Raw genomic sequence first — 20,319 nt, 5'->3', positions numbered from 1 at the left:
TACCTCTCAAGACATCGCGGGTCGGCCCCCGCGCAGCGCATCAAGTATCGCCACGCCGAGCCCGTAGCGTCACATCGGCGGGAGGTGTCCCACCGGTGGTTCCTCGAGGAGCGTACCCAGCCAGTCCGAGGGCGCCGAGCCGTACTCGCCGCGCTCCTCGGCGGTCATCGTCTTGATGCAGCGCCGCCACGACTCGATCTTCGCCACGCTCGCCAGCTGGAGCGCGGCGGGCAGCGCCGCCCGCAGGGCCCGCATCGGCGCCTGGTCGGACCACACCTCGAGCGCCGCGTCGGCGATCCGGCGCAGCCGCAGATCGGTCGGGCCGGCGTCCATCGCCCGGGCGCTGACGTCGAGCGCGATGCGGAGCGCGCCCAGCGGCTCCGTGGCGACGGCGTCCCCGAGGTCGAAGAACCGGAGCGGCTCGTCGGTCCCGCCGACGACCACGTTGTTGTCGTGCAGGTCGTTGTGGTTGAGCGTGAGCGGGAGGTCGAGGTCGGCGACCTGGTCCGACCAGCGCTCGATCGTCGGCAGCAGCTCCTGCAGCTGCCGCGCGAGGTCGTCGGGGACCCGCCTCGGGTCGTCCGCCGCGAGGGCGTTGAGGCGGCCGACCGCGTCGCCGACGTACGTCGTCGCGCACTCGGGCGCGAGGGCCGTCAGCGGCAGGTCGTCGACGTGCGGCGCGACCCGGCGCTGCAGCAGGGCGGCGTCGCGGACGATCCGGCACCAGAGGTCGACGTCGTGCTCCCCGCCCTGCTCGCGGACGGTCGCGCCGAGGTGGGGGGTGAGGAGCAGGTCGCGCTCCGGGTCCGCGGCCACCACGGGCACGATGTAGTCGGGGGCGACCTGGTTGAGGGCGAGGAGGAGTGCCGCCTCGTGCGCCTGGCCCGGGCAGTTCTGCTTCGCCCAGAAGCGCTCTCCCCCGGCCTCGACCCGCCAGACGGTCGACCAGGGCCGGATCTTGAGCGGCTCGAACACCGTCGGCGTCCCGACGGCGTCGACGACGAACGCGCGGAGCTCGTCCGCGAACCCCTCCGTCGTCCATACGGCGCTCGTCCAGGTCTGCACGGCGCCACTGTGACGGAGGCGGCCGGTGCCTGCCAATGGCTTTACGGCTCCGGCCGCCCCCTTCACGATCAGCTGGTGGCGGTGGGAGTGTTGTGACGCAGGATCAGCGGGCGGCTGTCGTTGCCGGTGACCCTGATGTGACGCCCAGCCACGTTGTGACGGACCCGGATGGCTGCGATCCGCTTGTGGTGCCCGTCGCTGGCCAGGTGGTGGTAGGCCAGGTTGTTCGTCACGCTGATGTTGTTGTCGACCTTGTTGGCGGTCAGCGTGATGCGGCCGTCGTTGCGGGTGACCATGATGTTGTTGTCGACGCTCATCAGGCAGATCAGCACGTTGTGCGAGCGGGTCACCTTGATGTTGTTGCCGGCGATCGGGTCGATCTTGCAGTTTCCGGGTCCGATCTTCACGTTGCGGGTGACACCCCGCAGCATGATGTTGCGGTCGACACGGGTGTTCACGATGAAGACGTTCTTCGCGCCGTGGAGCGCCTTGACGTTGCCGGTCACGACCGCGTTGCGGAGGAAGCAGGACGCGCCCTTCGGCACGGTCACGCTCTTGTAGGTGCCGGTGTAGGGGTGAGCGCTGCTGTTGTCGCAGACCAGGCGGGTGCCCGGATCAGCAGCGTGCGCTGGGACGGGTGCGACGAGGGTCGCGGCTGCCGTGGTCCCCATGACCATCAGGGCAGCCAGAAGTAGACGCTTCATGAGGCTGTGTCTTTCTCGGGTGGAGGGAGCTGGTTCCACCGCCTTCGCCGGCCGAGTTCCGACTGGGCAGGTGGCCCGGGGGCTCAATACCCGACGACTCAGAGATCACCGCAGTATTTTTCCGACGCTCCACGAGTCGTCGGTCACAGGTCAGGGCGAGCTGCTGACCTGCCCGCCCCACGCGGCACGCGCGCCCGAGTCGCCGACCCGATAGACCTGCACCCCGGCGGCAAGGCCGGCCACCACGGCGAGGCCGGCGACGACGGTGGGCAGCCACGGCCGGCCCTTCGCCGACGCCCCGCTCCGGGCCGCGCGGTGTGCCAACCAGACCAACAGACCCGACAGCACGAGCAGCGGGATCGCGAACCAGATGAGCTGGTCCCCCAGCTGGGCGTGCTCCCCCGGGTCACCGACCCGGTGCTCGAGCTCCTCGCCACTGGACGTGGCCACGGGCATCAGCGCCGTCGCGACCAGCGCGACACCGACGACGACCGGCCCGTACGTCGTCCGCCACCGCGGCACCACGGCGATCGCGATCGTGCCGAGCACGGCGAGCGGGAGCAGCACCACGACGGCGTGCACGACGAGCGGGTGGACGGGCAGGCCGTTGACGAGGTCGAACATGCCACCAGGCTGCCTGGTCGTCCCTGCCAACAACCTGAACGGGAGAAGCGTCGAGGGGCCGGCCCGGTCCGGGCCAGCCCCTCGTCCTGCTCCCCCGGTTGGACTCGAACCAACAACCCTCCGGTTAACAGCCGAATGCTCTGCCAGTTGAGCTACAGGGGATCGTCGTCCGGGCGTGGCCCGGACAGCCCGCACAGATTAGCAAGGTCGGTCCGCGTCGATGAAATCGGACGGCACCGGTGTGTCCGGGCTACTCCCCCACGTCGGCGCGGGCAGCCGCCAGGGCCGCGTCGACCACCGAGGAGACGCCGGGATCGGTGGGGTCGAGGCCGGCGTCGTAGTCGACGAACCAGGCGATCGGTCCCGCGCGCCCGGGCGCCCGGCGGCCGATCACGCGGGCGCCGAGCCGGTCGCGGACCGAGACGTGGCGCTGCACCACGATGCTGGCGGTGACCCGCTCGCGCAGGAGCGAGAGGAGACGATCGGGCTCCCCGAGCACGAGGACGTGCTCGATCAGCGCCTCACCGAAGGTGCCGGCCTCCACGACGTGGAGCCGTCCCTCGTCGACATCCCAGTCGGCCGTCGCGACCTGCTCCCACGGCAGCCGCGTGCCGTCGGGCAGGTGCAGCGCGTCGCGACTGCCGCCGACGACCTCGCCCGCGTCGGTCTCCGCCCAGGCGAGCAGCCGCTCGCCGCGCTCGAGCGAGGCGGGCCGGGGCCGCCTCACGAGCCGATGATCCGGTCACGCAGGGTGCGGCGGTGCTGCTCCAGGGCCGCGAGCTCGCCGAACATCTTGTTGTAGTCGGCCGCCTGCTCCACCGGGTTGGTGCGCTGCAGGCGCGACTTCACCTCCGCGATGCGACGCATCGTGGTCAGCTCGAGGAGGCGGAAGACGTGGTGGGCGACGTAGGACGGGTCGGGCTCGCGCGCGGCGGGGATCGGCTCCACCGCCAGGGCACTGATGGCCGAGACGACGTCGGGCTCCGTGGCGGCATCGCGGATCTTGCTCACCCACGCGGGGTCGCCGTCGCCGGCCGCCGGCCCGCCGGCCGCGTCGATGAGCTCCCACACGTCGCGGTAGGTGGGGTGGGTGAAGTCGTTGCCGCCGATGTCGGCCGTGGTGCGGCCGATCGCGATCGGGTGCTGGAGGACCAGCTTCAGCGTCTCGCGCTCGATGCCGAAGCGCGGGTCGCGCAGGTCGGGCAGCTCACGACGGGCGGGCCGGGCCGCCTCCTCCACGGGCGCGCCGCGGTGGTCGGGCTTCGACCCGCGGGCGGCGGCACGCCGTACCTCTGCGCGGGCGTCCTCGACGTCGACCCCGACCAGTCCGGCCAGCTCACGGGCGAAGGCGTCCACCTTCGAGCGGTCGCGCACGCTCGCGACGAGGCGGGCCGCCTCGCGCAACGCATCGATCCGGCTGTCCGCGCGATCGAGGTCGTAGCGGCCGACGACGTTGGCCAGCACGAAGCGGTAGAGCGGCTGGCGCGTGGCGATCAGCTCGCGCACCGCCGCGTCGCCCTCCTTCATGCGCAGGTCGCACGGGTCCATCCCGTCGGGTGCGACGGCGACGTAGGTCTGCGCGACGTACTGCTCGTCGCCCTGGAAGACCTTGAGCGCCGCCTTCTGGCCCGCGGCGTCGCCGTCGAAGGTGAAGATCACCTCGCCACGGAACTCCTCGTGGTCGGCGAGCAACCGCCGCAGCACCTTCGCGTGCTCGCCGCCGAAGGCGGTGCCGCACGTGGCGACCGCCGTCGTGACGCCGGCGAGGTGGCAGGCCATCACGTCGGTGTAGCCCTCGACGATGACCGCCTGCGACGTCCGCGCCATCTCGCGTCGCGCGAGGTCGACGCCGTAGAGCACCTGGCTCTTCTTGTAGATAGGCGTCTCGGAGGTGTTGAGGTACTTCGCCTCGATCTTGTCGTCGTCGAAGATCCGCCGCGCTCCGAAGCCGATGGTGTCGCCGTTGGTCTCGCGGATCGGCCAGAGCAGGCGGCCGCGGAACCGGTCGTAGGGGCTGCGCCCGACCGCGACCAGCCCGGCCGCGACCGCCTCGTCGAGGCTGAACTTCCGGTCGCGGAGGTGCCGCCACAGCGCCTCGCCGTCACGGGGCGCGAAGCCGACCCCGAACTTCGCCGCCGCGGCCTGGTCGAAGCCACGCTCGTCGAGGAACCGGCGGGCCGTCAGCGCGTCGGGCGTCACGAGGTGCTCGGCGTAGAACTGCTGCGCGACCGCGTGCGCCTCGATCAGCCGGCGCCGCTGCGGGCCCTTCGGCCGGTCGTCCGGGCCACCCTCCTCGCGCCGCAGCTGGACGCCGTACTTGTCGGCGAGCCGCTCGACGGTCTCGACGAACGTGAGCCCGTCGATCTTCATCAGGAAGTCGAAGGCGCTCCCGCCCTCCTGGCAACCGAAGCAGTGGAAGAAGTTCCGCGAGGGCGTGACGTGGAAGGACGGCGACTTCTCGTCGTGGAACGGACAGAGCCCCTTGAGCGAGCCTCCGCCGGCGTTGCGGAGCGTCACGTAGTCGGAGACGATCTCCTCGATCCGAGCCTTCTCCCGCACCTCGGCGATGTCTTCCTCGCGGATGCGGCCGGCCATGCGGTGATCCTAGGCGCAGCCCCGACGCTTCACTCTCAGTAGTCACCCACCGTGACGTTGGCCAGCGGCTCCCCGTCCGCGAAGCGGTGCAGCTGGTCCCGCACGAGCCGGTGAGCACGCGGCCACATCGCGCTGCTGGCCCCGCCGACGTGCGGTGAGACGAGGAGGTTCGGGGCGCCCCAGAGCGGGGAGTCGGCGGGCAGCGGCTCGGGGTCGACGACGTCGAGCGCCGCGTGGATCCGTCCGCCCTCCAGGGCCGCGACCAGGTCCGCGGTGACCACCACCGGCCCGCGCGCGACGTTGACCAGCAGCGCGCCCTCCTTCATGAGCGCGATGAATCCGGCATCGACCAGGCCGCGGGTCTCCTCGGTGAGCGGCACGACGAGGACGACGACGTCCGCATCGGGCAGCAGGCGGGGCAGGGCGTCGATCGGGTGCACGCCCTCGCGGGCCGATCGGGCGACCCGCACCACGTCGACCTCGAAGGGCGAGAGCCGTGCCTCGACGGCAGCGCCCACGGCGCCGTACCCGACGATCAGGACGCGCCGGTCGGCGAGTGCCGGCCGCACTGCCGGCGCCCACTCGCGACGGTCCTGCGCCCGCACGAAGGCCGGGACGCCGCGCAAGGAGGAGAGGACCAGCGTCAGTGCGAGCTCCGCGGTCGAGGCGTCGTGGATGCCGCGGCCGCTGCACAGCGTCACACCGGAAGGCACGTGCGCCCGGATGTTGTCGATGCCCGCGGTCAGCGTCTGCACCACCTCGAGCGACGCCATCCGGGACATCACGCCGGCCACCTCGGGCCCGACCCGGTAGGGCGGCACGTAGACGGCGACCTCTCCGACGGAGTCGGGGACGTCCCGCGTGGGGTCGACCACCTCGTAGCGGAGCGTCGGCGGTGGGTCGCCGAGCAGCTCGGGATCGAACGGGAGCCACACGAGCGGCGAGTCGGTGCGCGGTCCGGCCATGGCAGGAGCCTAGGTTCGCGGCTCCGTGACCTCACGGAGGTGCCCTCGTTGATCCGGTCGGCACGCTGGGGGGTTTGCCGCTCGGGCAGGCACCGTGCCGTATCTCTGGGGGGAGATCGCGTCGTGGCTACGTCGGATGCGCCGGAACGCCGCTCGTGGGCGGTGCCGCTGGTCGTCGCCGTCCTCGCCTGCGCCGTGCTGACCTGGTGGCTCCGCTCCGCTGCCGGCGACGACGGGAGAGACGACCCGGCGGCCGTCGTACAGCCTCCGGACCTGCACCTGCTCGCGGCCGCGACGACGCAGGCGCACCTCCGGCACGCGCCGCTCGACGAGGCACGCCGCAGCGTGCCGACGGGCTTGATCGTGCACCCGCGGCACACCGTCGCCCTCTGGGACGCCCCGTCCGGCACCGCCTTCGCGAAGCTGACGCCCGACCAGCTCGGCGACACCTGGGTGCCGGTCGTCGCACGCCGCGACGGCTGGGTCCGGGTCCTCCTGCCGTCGCGGCCCAACGGCTCGACCGGGTGGCTGCAGACCAGCGGGCTGGTGCGGGCGCGGTCGCCCTACCTCGTCCGGGTCCACCTCGGCAGCCGGTCGCTCGAGCTCTCCGACGACGGCGCGCCCGCCGGCACCTGGCCCGTCGCCGTGGGGGCGGCCGCGACACCCACCCCGACCGGCCGGACGTTCCTGCTCGGCCAGCTGACCGATCCCGACCAGTCCTACTCCCCGGTGATCATCCCGCTCGGCACGCACAGCCAGACCCTCGACACCTACGGCGGCGGTCCCGGCACCGTGGCGATCCACGGCTGGACCGACCCGTCGGTGTTCGGCCGGGCCGTGAGCCACGGCTGCGTGCGCGTGCCGGCCGACGCCCTGGCCGTGATCCGGACGCTCCCGCTCGGCACGCCCGTGCTCATCGACAACGGCTGAGCACCCCCACAAGCCCCCCGGTCACACCGGAACAGACGTACCGCCTACGAAGGGATCCACATGAAACGCCACGTCACCGCAGTGGCCGGCGCCGCGCTGCTCACCGCAGCCGCGGCCTCGGTCGCTCTGGTCGGGGGATCGAGCACGAGCACGGCCGCCGGCACCCCGTCGTCCGCCTACGGGATCGCCGCCTCGGGCGTCCTCCCGTTCGACGCGACCCCGTCCGTCGTCTCCGGCGACGGCAGCCAGGTCAGCGACTCCGCCGCCGCCATCCCCGACAACCCGTTGCTGACCGGCGGGCTGCTGCAGGTCAGCGCCCAGAACGGGCACGCCACGTCGACGGTCGCCGACCTCGCCGTCGGCAACGGCATCCTCGCCATGCTGCCCGACGACCTCTCCGGCCAGCTGGCGCCGGTGTGCGACGCCCTCGGCCAGGTCCCGCTCGACCAGGCCACCGACCCGGTGACCGGCGACATCCTCGAGGGGGCCCTGGAGGACCTGCTCAACCAGGTCGGCGGATCCTCGCCGATCGACCTGAGCGCGATCACCGCGCTCGACCTCAGCAACCTGCTGCCCGACGACCTCACCGGACTGTGCGACCTGCTGTCCGGAGACGTCGGCCTCGTCGGCGCCGGTGCCGTCCAGGCCACCTGCAACGGCCGCACGGGCACGACCACGATCGCGGACCTCACCGCGCTGGGCCTGCCCGTCGACATCGACACCGAGCAGGCGAACGCCACGACGGCGATCCCCGGGGTCGTGTCGTTGACCGTCAACCGCCAGACCGTCAACCCCGACGGCACCTTCACGGTCGACGCGCTGGTGCTCGACCTGTTCGGCCAGGAGGACATCGTGATCGCCTCGGCCACCTGCGGCCGGGTCACCCACGACCACCGGCCGCACCATCCCCACCACCCCCACCACCCGGGCAACCCGCCCTCCCCGACGCCGGTCGTGACCGACCTGCCGGTCACCGGCTGAGCCCCCACTCCTCCACCGGCCGGTAGTGTCCGGCCGGTGGAGGAGGTCGAGGGGCGCTACGACGAGGCCGACCGCGAGCGGATCGTCCCGGAGCCGCCGAAGCGGGTCGACGCTCCCGAGCGGAGGCCGTTCGAGCGCGACCGCGCCCGCGTGGTGCACGCCGCCTCGTTCCGCCGTCTCGCCGCCAAGACCCAGGTGGTCGGCCCGCAGAGCGACGACTTCGTCCGCAACCGGTTGACGCACAGCCTCGAGGTGGCCCAGATCGCCCGTGACCTGTCCCGCGCGCTCGGCACCCACCCGGACATCGCCGAGACGGCTGCGCTCGCGCACGACCTCGGACATCCGCCGTACGGTCACAACGGCGAGCGCGCGCTCCACCTGCTCGCGGCCGACTGCGGCGGCTTCGAGGGCAACGCCCAGACGCTGCGGCTGCTGACCCGGCTCGAGGCCAAGACGCCCGGCGCCGGGCTCAACCTGACCCGCGCCACGCTCGACGCCTGCACGAAGTACCCCTGGCCGCTCGCCGACGCGCCGCGCACCGGAGGCGTGCACGCCGACGGGATGACTCGCGAGGGCTCCAAGTTCGGCGTGTACGACGACGACCGGCCGGCCTTCGACTGGCTGCGCCGCGGGGCCCCTGCCGGGCTCCGGCGCTGCGTGGAGGCGCAGGTGATGGACCTCGCCGACGACGTCGCCTACTCGGTGCACGACGTCGAGGACGGCACGGTCGCGGGGACCGTCGACCTCACCCGGCTGGACCGCGCGGGAGTGTGGGAGACGGTGCGCGCGTGGTACGCCCCCGACCTCGACGACGACGCGCTCGACGAGGTGCTCGCCCGGCTGCAGCGGATCGGCAGCTGGCCCACAGCGGCCCACGACGGCACCCGCGGCAGCCTGGCCGCGTTGAAGAACCTCACCAGCGACCTCATCGGGCGCTTCTGCGGTGCCGTCCAGCAGGCCACCTTCGCCGCGAGCGACGGCCCCTTCGTCCGCTACCGCGCCGACCTCGTCATCCCCGAGGAGACGTCGGCCGAGATCACCGTGCTCAAGGGCATCGCCGCCCACTACGTGATGCAGGCCGACGAGCGGGTCGCCCTGCAGGCGCGGCAGCGCGAGCTGCTCGCCGAGCTCGTCACGACCCTGCTCGCCAGGGCGCCCGACGGGCTCGACGAGACGTTCCTACCCGACTGGCACGCCGCGGCCGACGACGCCGCGAGGTTGCGGGTGGTCATCGACCAGGTCGCGTCGCTGACGGATGCGTCCGCGGAGGGTTGGCACCACCGGCTGTGCCGCTAGGGGCCGGCCAGGGTCGGCCGTCGCGTCGGTCAGTTGACCGAGACGTGCACGTGGTCGTAGTGGTTCGCGGTCGAGGAGCCGCGGTCGGGCATCGCCCGCCAGCCCTCGGAGGCCCGCTCGGGCGTCCAGATGTGCTGGCGCCAGATCACGTCGTAGAGGCCGAGCTCGGATGCGTGGGCCTTGAGGAACTCCGCGATCGCGGTGCCGAGCGTGACGTCGCTGGTCATGATGTCGAGCGCCTTGCCCGAGGCGTGCTCGCCGTGGGCGTCCCAGCCGCCGTAGGAGGTGACCTGGGGGAAGGCGTGGCACACGGAGCGGTAGACGTAGACCGCGCCGGAGGTCAGGCCGTTCTCGACCGACGTGTCGGGGCACGGCTCCATGGAGAGGCCGGCACCCGCGCCGACGGGCTTGTCGGGGCTGAGGTAGCCGACGGTCACCCAGCGCGCCTGCCCGGCGACCACGATCTCCTCGCGACCCTCGAGCTTGCGTCCGGTCACCAGGACCCGCTTGCCCGCCTTCAGCTCGCCGAGCTTCTTGGCGGGGTCGACCGGAGCGCTCCACAGGTTCAGCTCCGCGGTGGACCAGAGCTTCTTGTCCGCGGCCCTGATCGCCGTGGCGACGGCCTTCGGGCTGAGCATCGCCTCGAGCTCGCTGAGGTCCTTGGCCTCGGGGGTGCCGCGCTCGCCGGAGAAGTCACGGGAAACGGCGGGAAGTCGGTGGTGGCCGCTGTCGGCAGAGGCAGAGAACCCCGCGTCGGCGACGGACGGCTCGTCGGAGGAGGCGGTCGAGCCGCCGACACCGGCCGCCACGGCGGCACCGGTCGCGAGCACTGCGAGGGGGGCGGCGATCATCGCCGCCCGAGGCTTACGTCGTGCGGTTTCCCGCTTGTGGCTGTGTGTTGCCACGCGCTGATTCCTTTGCTTTCGCTTGTCCTGCTAGGACCTGGCAGGTGCCCGGGTCACGGTAGCGACGCCGGGCACGAAGATCGACTAAAGCACAGGACATTTGACCTGCCGAATTTCCACGGCGTTTCTTTACCGTGTTCCGGGTCACCCGCCGGTGGTCTCGTCGACTGCTTCCTGGAGCCGGCAGTCGCTGCCGTCGGCGTCGTCGAGCCAGCCCTCGGGGAGCACCACACGGTTGCGGGGTGACCCCTGCCGCCCCCGCGGAGCACCGAGCTCGGACACCGGGAACGGCTCGCTCGGGTCGAGCTCGGCGAGGAGCGCGTCGAGGTCGGCGAGGGTGCTGACCAGGCCGAGGTCGCGGCGACGCTGCCCTCCGGCACCGAAGCCCTTGAGGTACCAGGTGACGTGCTTGCGGAACTCCTTGCAGCCCCGCTCCTCCCCCATGTGCTCGACCAGCAGCTCCGCGTGGCGCCGCATCATCGCGGCCACCTGGCCGAGGTCCGGGAGCGTCGTCACCTCGTCGCCGGCGAAGGCTGCGGCGAGGTCGCGGAAGATCCAGGGCCGACCCAGGCAGCCGCGGCCGACGACGACGCCTGCGGCACCCGTCTCCTCGACCATCCGTACGGCGTCCGCGGCCTCCCAGATGTCGCCGTTGCCGAGCACCGGGATGCCCACGTGGTCGACGAGCGCGCCGATCGCCTCCCAGTCGGCCGCGCCGGAGTAGGCCTGCGCGACCGTCCGGCCGTGCAGCGCGATCGCGGCGACGCCGGAGTCCTCGGCGATGCGCCCCGCGTCGAGGTAGGTGAGGTGGTCGTCATCGATGCCCTTACGGGTCTTCATGGTCACCGGGACGTCGTACGGCGTCGCGGCGGCCACCGCCTCCTGGAGGATCCGCGCGAGCAGGCCGCGCTTCCACGGCAGCGCACCGCCCCCACCCTTGCGGGTGACCTTCGGGACCGGGCAGCCGAAGTTGAGGTCGATGTGCGCGACGCCGTACTCGGCACAGAGGATCTCGGCCGCCTTGCCGACGTAGGTCGGGTCGGTGCCGTAGAGCTGGACCGACCGGACCTTCTCGGCGTCGTCGAAGGTGAGCATCCGCCGCGTCGTGGCGTCGCCCTCGACGAGCCCGCGGCTGGTGATCATCTCGCAGACGTAGAGGCCGGCGCCGTACTCGGCGCAGAGCCGACGGTAGGCCGCGTTCGTGATGCCCGCCATCGGCGCCAGGACGACCGGGGTCGGGACGCGCAGCGACCCGAGCTGCAGGCCCGGGTGCGGGGCTTCCTTGACGGCGGAGGTGGTCACCCCTCCATTGTCCGACGACGGACCCTCCGGCCGAAATCAGCCGGGCTGGTCGCCCTTCTCGTCCTTCTTCTTGCCGCCCTTGTCCTTCTTCGGCTTCTCGATCGAGGTGATCTCGCCGGTCCACGTGATCGGTGCGAGCTCACCGACCAGGTCGAAGGCCGCGGACTGCAGCTCGGTGCCGGCCGGGAGGAGGTAGACGAAGCAGAGGTCGGCCGACTTGCCCGGCTCCAGCTTCTCGGGCAGCACCCCGCCCGGGCACGGCGTGAACTCCTGCTTCTGGAAGGCGAGCGGCTCGTACATGCTCGTGTCGTCGACCTGGGCGTAGAGCGGCACGAGCAGCCCGCCGGCGTCGCCGTCGCTCTCGTTGGTGGCCCTCACCCGGACGAAGTACGGCGTCTGCCCCTTCATCTCCTTGGTCACCACCCAGCCCTGGAAGGACTCGTCGAAGGAGGTCTTGTCGATCCGGTCGACGGTCAGGTCGAGCGCGACGACGCGATCCTGCCGCGGCCGCCACGCCACCGTGGCGCCCTGACCGAGGCGGAGGTCGGTGCCGGCGGGCGTCAGGGTCACCCCTGCCGGGACCGGGAGGTACGACGTCGCTGCGGTCTCCGTCGCGTCGGCCGACCCGCTGGACGTCGTCGTGGGGGTCGGCGACTCGTCGGAGTTGCTGCCCGAGTCGCCCGAGTCGCCACAGCCGGCCATCAGCGCGACGGCGAGCGCACCACCGAGGACCGCGGCGCCGCTGCGCCTCACCAGTGAAGAGACCGTCACGAGGTCATTGTGGCAGGAGTCGATGGTCGAGGTGCGAGCGCAGCGGGCCTCGGAACCGCTCAGCAGCCGACCAGGCGCTCGGCGAAGTACGCCGTCAGCCGGTCCAGCCCCACGCGCTCCTGCGCCATCGAGTCGCGCTCGCGCACCGTGACCGCCTGGTCCTCGAGCGTCTCGAAGTCGACGGTGACGCAGTACGGCGTGCCGATCTCGTCCTGGCGGCGGTAGCGACGGCCGATCGCGCCGGAGTCGTCGAAGTCGATGTTCCAGGAGCGGCGCAGCTCCGACGCGACGTCCTTGGCCTTGGGGGTGAGGTCGGCGTTGCGCGAGAGCGGGAGCACCGCCACCTTGATCGGCGCGAGGCGCGGGTCGAGGCGCAGCACGGTGCGCTTGTCCACGCCGCCCTTGGTGTTGGGTGCCTCGTCCTCGAAGTAGGCGTCGACGAGGAAGGTCATCAGGCTGCGCGACAGACCGGCCGCGGGCTCGATGACGTAGGGCACGTAGCGCTCGCCGGCCGCCTGGTCGAAGTAGCTGAGGTCCTGGCCCGACGCCGCGGCGTGCGTCGAGAGGTCGAAGTCGGTGCGGTTGGCGATGCCCTCGAGCTCGCCCCACTCCGAGCCCGCGAACCTGAAGCGGTACTCGATGTCGACGGTGCGCTTGGAGTAGTGGGAGAGCTTCTCCTTCGGGTGCTCGTAGTGGCGCAGGTTGTCGGGGTCGACGCCGAGGTCGGTGTACCAGGACGTCCGGGTGTCGATCCAGTACTGGTGCCACTCCTCGTCCTCGCCCGGCTTGACGAAGAACTCCATCTCCATCTGCTCGAACTCGCGGGTGCGGAAGATGAAGTTGCCCGGCGTGATCTCGTTGCGGAAGCTCTTGCCGACCTGGGCGATGCCGAACGGCGGCTTCATCCGGCTGGAGGTCAGCACGTTGGCGAAGTTGAGGAAGATGCCCTGCGCCGTCTCTGGCCGCAGGTAGTGCAGGCCGGACTCGTCCTCGATCACGCCGAGGTACGTCTTGAGCAGGCCGGAGAACTGGCGCGGCTCGGTCCAGGCGCCGCGGGTGCCGCAGTTGGGGCAGGCGAGGGTCGCGATGTCGACCGAGTCGGGATCCTCGATCCCCTTCTTCTCGGCGTACTCCTCCTGGAGGTGGTCGGCCCGGAACCGCTTGTGGCACGACTGGCACTCGGTCAGCGGGTCGCTGAAGGTCGCGACGTGGCCGCTGGCCTCCCAGGTCTGGCGCGGCAGGATCACCGAGGAGTCGAGGCCCACGACGTCGTCGCGCACCTGCACCATCGACTTCCACCACTGGCGCTTGATGTTGTCCTTCAGCTCGACGCCGAGCGGACCGTAGTCCCAGGCGGAACGGGTGCCACCGTAGATCTCACCGCACGGGTAGACGAAGCCCCGCCTCTTGGCGAGGGACACGACGTTGTCGACGGCGGACGGGGGCGGCTTCGCCACATCGGCACCTTTTCAGTTCATGGTCGAGGAGCCGCGAGCGACCGCCTCGAGATCCCCGGCCGGCTGCCGGGGAGTCTTGGAGGGCCCTAGGTTACGCGGGCCCCGTGGACGTTGATCACCGAGTTCGGCTCGACCACCTCGTAGGCGCTGGGCTCGTCCAGCGCGCGGCTCAGCACGGGCACGGCGGTCAGCTTGACGTCGTACGACGAAAGGGCCCGCCGATAGGCGCCGATGCTCTCCCACCGGGTGGTGAGCACCCAGAGGTCGGGCTCGTCGAGGTTGCGACCGATCTCACCGGCGACGTAGCCGGTGCACGCGGCGAGGGCCTGGTGCGCGGCGAGGAGGCCCACCCGGAAGGCCTCCTCGGGCGCACCGTCGAGGCGGAAGCGGTTGACCACGAGCACGCGGTGACTATCGCAGGTCGGCTGCGTTCAGAACACGATGCCGTCCCAGTAGGCGTCGCACCGCGTCCCGAACCGCATCTGGCACCGGTTGTCCGCCGTGGTGCTGGGGATGATCGACTCCGACCCCAGGTGCTGGTTGGTGCCGGCGACGAACCATCCCAGGACGTAGACCACCCGGTAGCCGTAGCGCCGGTCCTGGAGGGTGGGCGGCGAGTAGACCCACCGCGGGAAGGTGATCGCGCCGCCCGAGGTCCGGCCGCTGTACTGCCGCTGCACCCAGGTCGTCCAGCGGCCGTCCACGAACCGCTGGAGGGCGTAGACGGCCACGATGTCCTGCGAGCCGTTGTAGGCCGGGCTCTTGCCGACGCTGAAGCCGCTCGCCTCCCAGCTCTTGGTGGTGAGGTAGCGGCCGTCGGCGAGCCGGGTCTGGAAGTCGTAGCCGGTGACCATCGGGCCGTTGAGGTTGACCGGACCGGGCCGTCCGGCTGGCGAGTACACCTGGGCCGCGTCGGCGGTCGGCGGGTGGGCGAAGGTCAGGGCGAGCAGGAAGGTGAGGGCGGCGACGATCCGGATGAGCACGTTCATGAGGGTCTCCTCGGTCGACCCGGCCCGGTGCCGGGTGATGAGGCGAGCGTGGGTGCGTCGGCTTACCGACGGCTTAGCGACGACTTACGCCGGTGCACCTTGCTTTTGAGAACGATTCTCGTTTACAGTTGAGACGTGGACGAGTTCTTTCATCACTACACCGAGATCCTCACCGACCCCGCGCACCTGGCCGTCGAGGTCACCCTCATGCTCGTCGTCGACGTCTTGTTCCTCGGACTGATCTGGCCCTTCATCACGCGGTACTTCAACCGCAAGCTCCACCAGCAGCACCAGATCCTCGACGCCGAGCACGGCATCAAGCACCACGCAGACCACGTGCACCACGACGACCACGTCCACCCGGTCCCGGCCGCCGCGGCCGTCGAGTGCGAGGACGTCTGAGCCTCGGGGAGGCCGTCAGCCGGTCATGCCGGGGAGACAGGCCGGCACTCCCCCGGTGCGGCCGGTGTCGAACGACTCGATCCGCTGGAACGAGTCCCCGTGGTCGCCCGACATGCCCCACGGCACCTCGTCGGCGATGTAGTTGAGCCCGTCGACGATCTCCTTCTCGTCGCCGGGCTGGAACTTCAGGATGTGGTCCGCGCTGGCACCGTAGAGCGCGGCTGCGGCGAGGCAGTCGGCCTGCAGCTCGTACTGCTCCGACTGCAGGCTCACGTCGAGATCTGCCTGGATCGCGTGGCCCCACTCGTGGGCGATGATCAGGTAGGGCCAGGAGTCGCCGATCTCGTAACCGAGCTCGAGCAGGGTCTTGTCCCAGGCGACGTAGTCCCCGTCGGGGCAGTAGAACGCGTTGCCGGGTGGGAGCGGCTCGCCGAAGCAGACCGGCGAGCCCGCCTCGTCGTACCCGTCGTACAGGCCGTACACGTTCGGCTTGGTGTAGCGGCCGGTGAAGTAGTCCTTCCAGTGCCGCTTCCAGAAGGCGTTGGTGACGTCCTGGGCGGCCTGGATGTCGGCAGCGAGCTCGGCCTCGTCGATCTTGCCGGTGGGCTCGATCGTCATCGACTGCATCGGGGCCGTGGGCGACGTGCTCGGCACCGCGGTGTCGGTCGACGTGGCGTCGGTCGGGGAGCCGGAGTCGCCGGCGCCCGACGTCTCGGTCACTACGACGGTCTCGACGTCGCTCGCGCTGTCCTCACCCTTGCCGCCGCAGGCGGCGAGCGCGAAGGCCGCGGTGAGCGTGACGGCCAGGGCGACCATGCGGGGGGAGGTCATGACCCCGAAGCGTAGGGCCGACCCACGGTCTGCGGCAGGAGATCCGCGGAGCGGGGCGCTCAGGCCGGGTCGGCGCCGCCGTACCTCCGGTCGCGGCGGGCGTAGGTCTCGATGGCCGCCCAGAGGTGCCGACGGTCGACGTCGGGCCACAGCACGTCGGAGAAGACGAGCTCGGAGTAGGCGGCCTGGTAGAGCATGAAGTTCGAGAGGCGCTCCTCGCCCGACGTGCGCCAGATCAGGTCGGCGTCGGGAAGCTCCGGCACGTAGAGGTAGCGCGCCAGCGTGCGGTCATCGACCTTGGCCGGGTTGACCTTGCCGGCGGCGACGTCCTGCGCGAGCGCCCGCGCCGCGTCGCCCAGCTCCGAGCGCCCGCCGTAGTTGACGCACATCGTGAGCGTCAGGACGTCGTTGTGCCTCGTCATCTCCTCGGCGACCTGGAGCTCGGTGATGACCGACTTCCAGAGCCTGGGCGCTCGTCCGGCCCAGCGCACGCGGACGCCCAGCTCGTGCATCTCGTCACGGCGACGGCGGATCACGTCGCGGTTGAAGCCCATGAGGAACTTGACCTCGTCCGGGCTGCGCGACCAGTTCTCGGTCGAGAACGCATAGGCGCTGATCGCCTTCACGCCGATCTCGATCGCCCCCTCGACCACGTCGAACAGGCTCGACTCCCCCTCCTCGTGCCCCTTCGTCCGCGGCAGCCCCCGCTCCTTGGCCCACCGCCCGTTGCCGTCCATCACGATCGCGACGTGGTGCGGCACCAGCTCGGCCGGTACCGCCGGCGGCCGCGCCCCCGAGGGGTGCGGGTCGGGCTTCCGGGGCTCACGACGCCGGCCGGTCGTCGTACTCGTGGTGGATCTGCGGGAGCGGCGCACGGGTGAAGGGTACGGCGGCGGGTGGGTCAGCGTCGTACCTGACCTAGATGTCGCGAGTTCGCGAATTCACGACATCTACGTCAGGTACGACGGGCTACCGCTCGACGTAGGCCAGCGACCGCAGCCCGCGCTCGATCTGCCACTGGACGAAGGCGGCGACCAGCCCGCTCCCCTCCCGGACATGACGGAGGTCGGCGGCCTCGACGACGGGCCAGTCGCCGGCGAGGAGGCCGCCCAGCAGGCGAAGGGTCTCGGGCGCGGGCGAGGCGGAGCCGGGGATCCGGCAGGTGGCGCAGAGCACGCCGCCCATCGCGGGATTGAACCACCGGTGCGCGCCGAGCGTGCCGTCGGCACCCGGCGACGGGGCGCGCCCGCAGTGCGCGCAGTCGACGCACGCGGGGGCGTAGCCGGCGACCGCGAGCGAGCGCAGCAGGTAGGAGTCGAGCACGTGGACCGGGCGCCGGTCGCCGGACGCCATCGCGTGCAGCGCACCGAGCAGCAGCACGAACTGCTGCACGGCGGGCTCGCGCTCCTCGACCACCAGCCGCTCGGCGGTCTCGAGCATCGCCGTGCCCGCGGTGTAGCGCTCGTAGTCGGCACCGATTGCGGCGCCGTACGCGCCCTTGGTCTCGGCCTGCGTGATGGTGTCGAGGTTGCGCCCGACCGCGAGCTGCAGGTCGACGTGCGTGAAGGGCTCGAGCCGCGAGCCGAAGCGAGACGTCGTGCGGCGCACGCCCTTGCCGACCGCGCGCACCAACCCGTGCTGACGGGTCAGCAGGGTGATGATGCGGTCGGCCTCACCCAGCTTGCGGGTGCGGAGGACGATCGCCTCGTCGCGGTACAGCACCTCGCCATTCTGCGCGGTGCCACCGACACTCAGTTCGCGGCGCGCCGGGTGCGCCGCGCCGGGCGCCAGCAGTCGAGCACGAACTTCGTCGCCACCAGGTCGAGCCGCTCGGGCGTGCGGCGCCACTCGAGGATCGACGTGGCCCGCTCGAAGCTGGCGTCCGGGAGCTCCTTGGCCAGCATCTCCGCGTCGGAGGCCGGGTGCAGCGGGTCGCGCGGGTGCCCGATGACGAGGGCCGGAGCCTGGATCCGCCGCCGCTCCACGGACGGAGGCGCGACGCGACCGAAGAACAGTCCGTGGACGTACGCCGCCAAGGGGCCGGGCCGGTGCTCGACCGTGTCGAGGCCGATCCCCACCCACCACGGCACGATCCCGCGCGGCACCCGGCTCGTGACGAAACGCAGGCCCGACACGGCGAACGGCAGCACCCGCGCGGTCAGCAGCAGCGGCGCGAACGACACGATCGCCACCTCGAGCGCGTTGTCGAGCACCGGCATCTCCACCAGAAGACCGCGCACCCGGTCGGGCGCGATCGCGGCCACCTCGAGCGACACGTTGGCGCCCAGCGACGTGCCGCCGATGATCGCCTGGCACGCGCCGAGGTGGTCGAGCAGCGCCACGACCTGCTCGGCGAACGCCGTCACCGAGTAGGCCAGCGGGTCGTCGGGCTGGTCGGAGCGGCCGTGACCGAGGAAGTCGAGGGTGACCACGTGAGCGCCCGCCGACGCCAGCGTGCGCGCGAGGTGGTCGTGCATCCGCCGCGGGATCAGCAGACCCGGGAGGAGCACGACCCATGCGTCGCCGGTGCCGTACTCGGTGTACTCCAGGCGGTCGCGCCCCCCGTCGGTCTCGACGAAGAACTGCCCGATCCGCTCGGAGGCCAGGATGCGTTCGCTCACGCGGTCATCCTCGCATCCAGGTCAGCCGACTTGCGGGATGGTGATCGCCTGAGCCCGGTTCGCCGCGCACACCACCGCACGGAGCGAGGCCGTGACGATGTTGTGGTGGATGCCGATGCCCCAGACGATCTCCCCGGCGATCTCGCACTCGACGTACGCCGCCGCGAGTGCGTCACCGCCCGACGACAGCGCGTGCTCGGCGTAGTCGAGCACCCGGATGTCCGCGCCCGCCTGCCGCATGCCGTCGACGAACGCCGCGACCGGGCCGTTGCCCATGCCGGTGAACGTCTGCTCCTCACCGCGCACGCCGAGGTGCACGACCTGGCGGTCGTCACCCTCCTCGTCGGTGGTCGAGGAGAAGCTGACCAGGGAGTACGGCGCCTCGCGCTCGAGGTACTCGGTCCTGAAGATCGACCAGATCTGCTCCGGCGTGACCTCGCCGCCCGAGGTGTCGGTGTGCTGCTGGATGACCCGGCTGAACTCGATCTGCGCCCGCCGCGGCAGGTCGAGGCTGTGCTCGGCCTTCAGCACGTAGGCCACGCCGCCCTTGCCGGACTGGCTGTTGACCCGGATGACCGCCTCGTAGGTGCGGCCGACGTCCTTGGGGTCGATCGGCAGATACGGCGCCTCCCAGGCGATGTCGCGCACGGAGATGCCCTGTTCGGCAGCGCGCTTGTCGAGGTCCTCGAGCCCCTTCTTGATGGCGTCCTGGTGGGAGCCGGAGAAGGCGGTGTAGACCAGGTCGCCCGCGTAGGGGTGGCGCGGGTGGACCGGCAGCTGGGTGCAGTACTCGACCGTCCGACGGATCTCGTCGATGTCGGAGAGGTCCACCTGCGGGTCGATGCCCTGGCTGAAGAGGTTCATGGCCAGCGTGACGAGGTCGACGTTGCCGGTGCGCTCGCCGTGGCCGAACAGGCAGCCCTCGACCCGGTCGGCACCGGCCATCAGCGCCAGCTCGGTGGCCGCGACCGCCGTACCCCGGTCGTTGTGGGGGTGCAGGCTGATGGTGCTGACGTCGCGCCGGGTCAGGTGGCGGCCGAAGTACTCGATCTGGTCGGCGTAGGTGTTCGGCGTCGACATCTCGACGGTGGCCGGCAGGTTGAGGATGATCTCGCGGCCCGGCTCGGGCTGCCACACGTCGGAGACCCGCTCGCACACCTCGATCGCGAAGTCGGTCGGCGTCTGCGTGAAGATCTCGGGGCTGTACTGGTAGCCGAAGTCGGTGCCGGCCAGGAGGCTCTCGGCGTACTTCATCACCCACTCGGTGCCGCGCGTCGCGATCGCGATGCACTCCGCCTCGGTGACGTTGAAGACGACGCGCTGGAAGAGCGGTGCGGTCGCGTTGTAGAGGTGGACGGTCGCCTTGTCGGCGCCGACCAGCGACTCCACGGTGCGCGCGATCAGGTCCTCGCGGGCCTGGGTCAGCACCGAGACGCGTACGTCGTCGGGGATCTTGTCGCCCTCGACCAGCTGCCGCACGAAGTCGAAGTCGGTCTGGCTCGCCGCCGGGAAGCCGATCTCGATCTCCTTGTAGCCCATGGCGACGAGGAGCTCGAACATCTTCATCTTGCGCGACGGGCTCATCGGGTCGATGAGCGCCTGGTTGCCGTCGCGCAGGTCGGTGGAGAGCCACCGCGGCGCGTGCGTGATGTTCTGGTCCGGCCAGGTGCGGTCCGGCACCGTGACGGGCTGGAAAGCGGTGTAGCGCTCGAACGGCATGCCGCTCGGCTGCTGCTTCGGGATGGTGGTCATGACTTCCTCGGCTGATGATCGAAAGGGCCGGGCGCGCGACTCACTCCGCAGCGAGGGGGTCCGGCTGGTTCAGACCTCGCTGCGGCCGCTAAGACGCAGGGCGCGCATCATGATGAATCTGAGTCTAAC

At 71.3% G+C, this 20,319-nt stretch carries 21 protein-coding genes and 1 tRNA gene; 4 read left to right on the top strand and 18 right to left on the bottom strand.

The window, feature by feature from the left end; genetic code table 11:
- Window positions 1–69 precede the first annotated feature (69 nt).
- The 7 genes from ACAX67_RS09765 to ACAX67_RS09735 form a co-directional block, all read right to left on the bottom strand.
- A complete protein-coding gene (locus ACAX67_RS09765; protein ID WP_370703612.1) occupies window positions 70–1,065 on the bottom strand; it encodes a hypothetical protein in 996 nt (331 codons plus the stop codon).
- Window positions 1,066–1,133: 68 nt separating this feature from the next.
- Entirely contained in the window at window positions 1,134–1,769 is a 636-nt protein-coding gene (locus ACAX67_RS09760; protein ID WP_370703611.1) for a hypothetical protein, read from the bottom strand.
- 150 nt (window positions 1,770–1,919) lie between these two features.
- On the bottom strand, window positions 1,920–2,393 hold the full coding sequence (locus ACAX67_RS09755) for a DUF2231 domain-containing protein (protein WP_370703610.1): 474 nt from the start codon (window positions 2,391–2,393) through the stop codon (window positions 1,920–1,922).
- Between the two features lie 89 nt (window positions 2,394–2,482).
- A tRNA-Asn gene (locus ACAX67_RS09750) sits at window positions 2,483–2,555 on the bottom strand.
- Window positions 2,556–2,643: 88 nt separating this feature from the next.
- The gene (locus ACAX67_RS09745) at window positions 2,644–3,120 is read right to left on the bottom strand and encodes a hypothetical protein (RefSeq protein WP_370703609.1); all 477 of its coding nucleotides are present in this window, start codon (window positions 3,118–3,120) and stop codon (window positions 2,644–2,646) included.
- Window positions 3,117–4,988, bottom strand: coding sequence for a DNA primase (gene dnaG / locus ACAX67_RS09740; protein ID WP_370703608.1), 1,872 nt, complete (start codon window positions 4,986–4,988; stop codon window positions 3,117–3,119). Before dnaG ends, ACAX67_RS09745 begins: the two co-directional genes overlap by 4 nt.
- Window positions 4,989–5,023: 35 nt before the next feature.
- Entirely contained in the window at window positions 5,024–5,953 is a 930-nt protein-coding gene (locus ACAX67_RS09735; RefSeq protein WP_370703607.1) for a 2-hydroxyacid dehydrogenase, read from the bottom strand.
- Between the two features lie 123 nt (window positions 5,954–6,076).
- Between ACAX67_RS09735 and ldtCP the strand changes: the two genes are divergently transcribed.
- The 3 genes from ldtCP to ACAX67_RS09720 are packed head-to-tail and all read left to right on the top strand — an operon-like array spanning window position 6,077 to window position 9,160.
- Window positions 6,077–6,883 carry a protein-sorting L,D-transpeptidase LdtCP gene (gene ldtCP / locus ACAX67_RS09730; protein WP_370703606.1) on the top strand — a complete coding sequence of 269 codons (807 nt, stop codon included), beginning with the start codon at window positions 6,077–6,079 and terminating at the stop codon, window positions 6,881–6,883.
- A 60-nt stretch (window positions 6,884–6,943) separates the two neighbouring features.
- Window positions 6,944–7,864: a choice-of-anchor P domain-containing protein gene (locus tag ACAX67_RS09725; protein WP_370703605.1), complete on the top strand. Its 921-nt coding sequence runs from the start codon at window positions 6,944–6,946 to the stop codon at window positions 7,862–7,864.
- 36 nt (window positions 7,865–7,900) lie between these two features.
- Window positions 7,901–9,160: a deoxyguanosinetriphosphate triphosphohydrolase gene (locus ACAX67_RS09720; RefSeq protein WP_370703604.1), complete on the top strand. Its 1,260-nt coding sequence runs from the start codon at window positions 7,901–7,903 to the stop codon at window positions 9,158–9,160.
- A 29-nt stretch (window positions 9,161–9,189) separates the two neighbouring features.
- Here the strand turns inward: ACAX67_RS09720 and ACAX67_RS09715 are convergent, their stop codons facing one another.
- From ACAX67_RS09715 to ACAX67_RS09690, 6 genes are all read right to left on the bottom strand, one after another.
- The gene (locus tag ACAX67_RS09715; RefSeq protein ID WP_370703603.1) at window positions 9,190–10,011 is read right to left on the bottom strand and encodes a VldE C-terminal domain-containing protein; all 822 of its coding nucleotides are present in this window, start codon (window positions 10,009–10,011) and stop codon (window positions 9,190–9,192) included.
- Between the two features lie 198 nt (window positions 10,012–10,209).
- The gene (dusB, locus tag ACAX67_RS09710; protein ID WP_370703602.1) at window positions 10,210–11,367 is read right to left on the bottom strand and encodes a tRNA dihydrouridine synthase DusB; all 1,158 of its coding nucleotides are present in this window, start codon (window positions 11,365–11,367) and stop codon (window positions 10,210–10,212) included.
- Between the two features lie 36 nt (window positions 11,368–11,403).
- Window positions 11,404–12,138: a hypothetical protein gene (locus ACAX67_RS09705; protein WP_370703601.1), complete on the bottom strand. Its 735-nt coding sequence runs from the start codon at window positions 12,136–12,138 to the stop codon at window positions 11,404–11,406.
- 59 nt (window positions 12,139–12,197) lie between these two features.
- A complete protein-coding gene (locus ACAX67_RS09700; protein WP_370703600.1) occupies window positions 12,198–13,595 on the bottom strand; it encodes a glycine--tRNA ligase in 1,398 nt (465 codons plus the stop codon).
- Window positions 13,596–13,681: 86 nt separating this feature from the next.
- Window positions 13,682–13,999 (bottom strand): antibiotic biosynthesis monooxygenase, encoded by a 318-nt coding sequence (locus tag ACAX67_RS09695; protein ID WP_370703599.1) that lies wholly within the window; start codon window positions 13,997–13,999, stop codon window positions 13,682–13,684.
- Window positions 14,000–14,026: 27 nt separating this feature from the next.
- Window positions 14,027–14,584: a hypothetical protein gene (locus ACAX67_RS09690; RefSeq protein WP_370703598.1), complete on the bottom strand. Its 558-nt coding sequence runs from the start codon at window positions 14,582–14,584 to the stop codon at window positions 14,027–14,029.
- A 135-nt stretch (window positions 14,585–14,719) separates the two neighbouring features.
- Here ACAX67_RS09690 and ACAX67_RS09685 point away from each other — a divergent pair, with 135 nt between their 5' ends.
- Window positions 14,720–14,986, top strand: a complete 267-nt coding sequence (locus tag ACAX67_RS09685) for a hypothetical protein (protein WP_370703597.1) — start codon at window positions 14,720–14,722, stop codon at window positions 14,984–14,986.
- Between the two features lie 15 nt (window positions 14,987–15,001).
- Here ACAX67_RS09685 and ACAX67_RS09680 read toward each other — a convergent pair whose 3' ends face one another.
- The 5 genes from ACAX67_RS09680 to leuA all read right to left on the bottom strand — a co-directional run bounded on the left by ACAX67_RS09680 (window position 15,002) and on the right by leuA (window position 20,190).
- Window positions 15,002–15,817: a neutral zinc metallopeptidase gene (locus ACAX67_RS09680; RefSeq protein WP_370703596.1), complete on the bottom strand. Its 816-nt coding sequence runs from the start codon at window positions 15,815–15,817 to the stop codon at window positions 15,002–15,004.
- A gap of 59 nt (window positions 15,818–15,876) precedes the next feature.
- The gene (locus ACAX67_RS09675) at window positions 15,877–16,692 is read right to left on the bottom strand and encodes an isoprenyl transferase (RefSeq protein ID WP_370703595.1); all 816 of its coding nucleotides are present in this window, start codon (window positions 16,690–16,692) and stop codon (window positions 15,877–15,879) included.
- Window positions 16,693–16,786: 94 nt separating this feature from the next.
- A complete protein-coding gene (recO, locus tag ACAX67_RS09670) occupies window positions 16,787–17,539 on the bottom strand; it encodes a DNA repair protein RecO (protein WP_370703594.1) in 753 nt (250 codons plus the stop codon).
- Between the two features lie 29 nt (window positions 17,540–17,568).
- Window positions 17,569–18,438 (bottom strand): alpha/beta fold hydrolase, encoded by an 870-nt coding sequence (locus tag ACAX67_RS09665; RefSeq protein ID WP_370703593.1) that lies wholly within the window; start codon window positions 18,436–18,438, stop codon window positions 17,569–17,571.
- A gap of 21 nt (window positions 18,439–18,459) precedes the next feature.
- Complete coding sequence (gene leuA, locus ACAX67_RS09660) at window positions 18,460–20,190, bottom strand: 2-isopropylmalate synthase (RefSeq protein ID WP_370703592.1); 1,731 nt, start codon at window positions 20,188–20,190, stop codon at window positions 18,460–18,462.
- Window positions 20,191–20,319 lie beyond the last annotated feature (129 nt).

This window comes from Nocardioides candidus (assembly GCF_041321175.1).
Taxonomy (GTDB): Bacteria; Actinomycetota; Actinomycetes; order Propionibacteriales; family Nocardioidaceae; genus Nocardioides.
The sequence above is the reverse complement of the archived record's forward strand: the minus strand, read 5'-3'. Positions and strand labels throughout refer to the sequence as shown.

What these genes read in the sequence shown, in the direction of transcription:
- leuA (WP_370703592.1), bottom strand. Translation starts at nt 20,190, where the DNA reads ATGACCACCATCCCGAAGCAGCAGCCGAGCGGCATGCCGTTCGAGCGC.
- ACAX67_RS09760 (WP_370703611.1), bottom strand. Translation starts at nt 1,769, where the DNA reads ATGAAGCGTCTACTTCTGGCTGCCCTGATGGTCATGGGGACCACGGCA.
- ACAX67_RS09690 (WP_370703598.1), bottom strand. Translation starts at nt 14,584, where the DNA reads ATGAACGTGCTCATCCGGATCGTCGCCGCCCTCACCTTCCTGCTCGCC.
- ACAX67_RS09735 (WP_370703607.1), bottom strand. Translation starts at nt 5,953, where the DNA reads ATGGCCGGACCGCGCACCGACTCGCCGCTCGTGTGGCTCCCGTTCGAT.
- dnaG (WP_370703608.1), bottom strand. Translation starts at nt 4,988, where the DNA reads ATGGCCGGCCGCATCCGCGAGGAAGACATCGCCGAGGTGCGGGAGAAG.
- ACAX67_RS09755 (WP_370703610.1), bottom strand. Translation starts at nt 2,393, where the DNA reads ATGTTCGACCTCGTCAACGGCCTGCCCGTCCACCCGCTCGTCGTGCAC.
- ACAX67_RS09680 (WP_370703596.1), bottom strand. Translation starts at nt 15,817, where the DNA reads ATGACCTCCCCCCGCATGGTCGCCCTGGCCGTCACGCTCACCGCGGCC.
- ACAX67_RS09715 (WP_370703603.1), bottom strand. Translation starts at nt 10,011, where the DNA reads ATGATCGCCGCCCCCCTCGCAGTGCTCGCGACCGGTGCCGCCGTGGCG.
- ACAX67_RS09725 (WP_370703605.1), top strand. Translation starts at nt 6,944, where the DNA reads ATGAAACGCCACGTCACCGCAGTGGCCGGCGCCGCGCTGCTCACCGCA.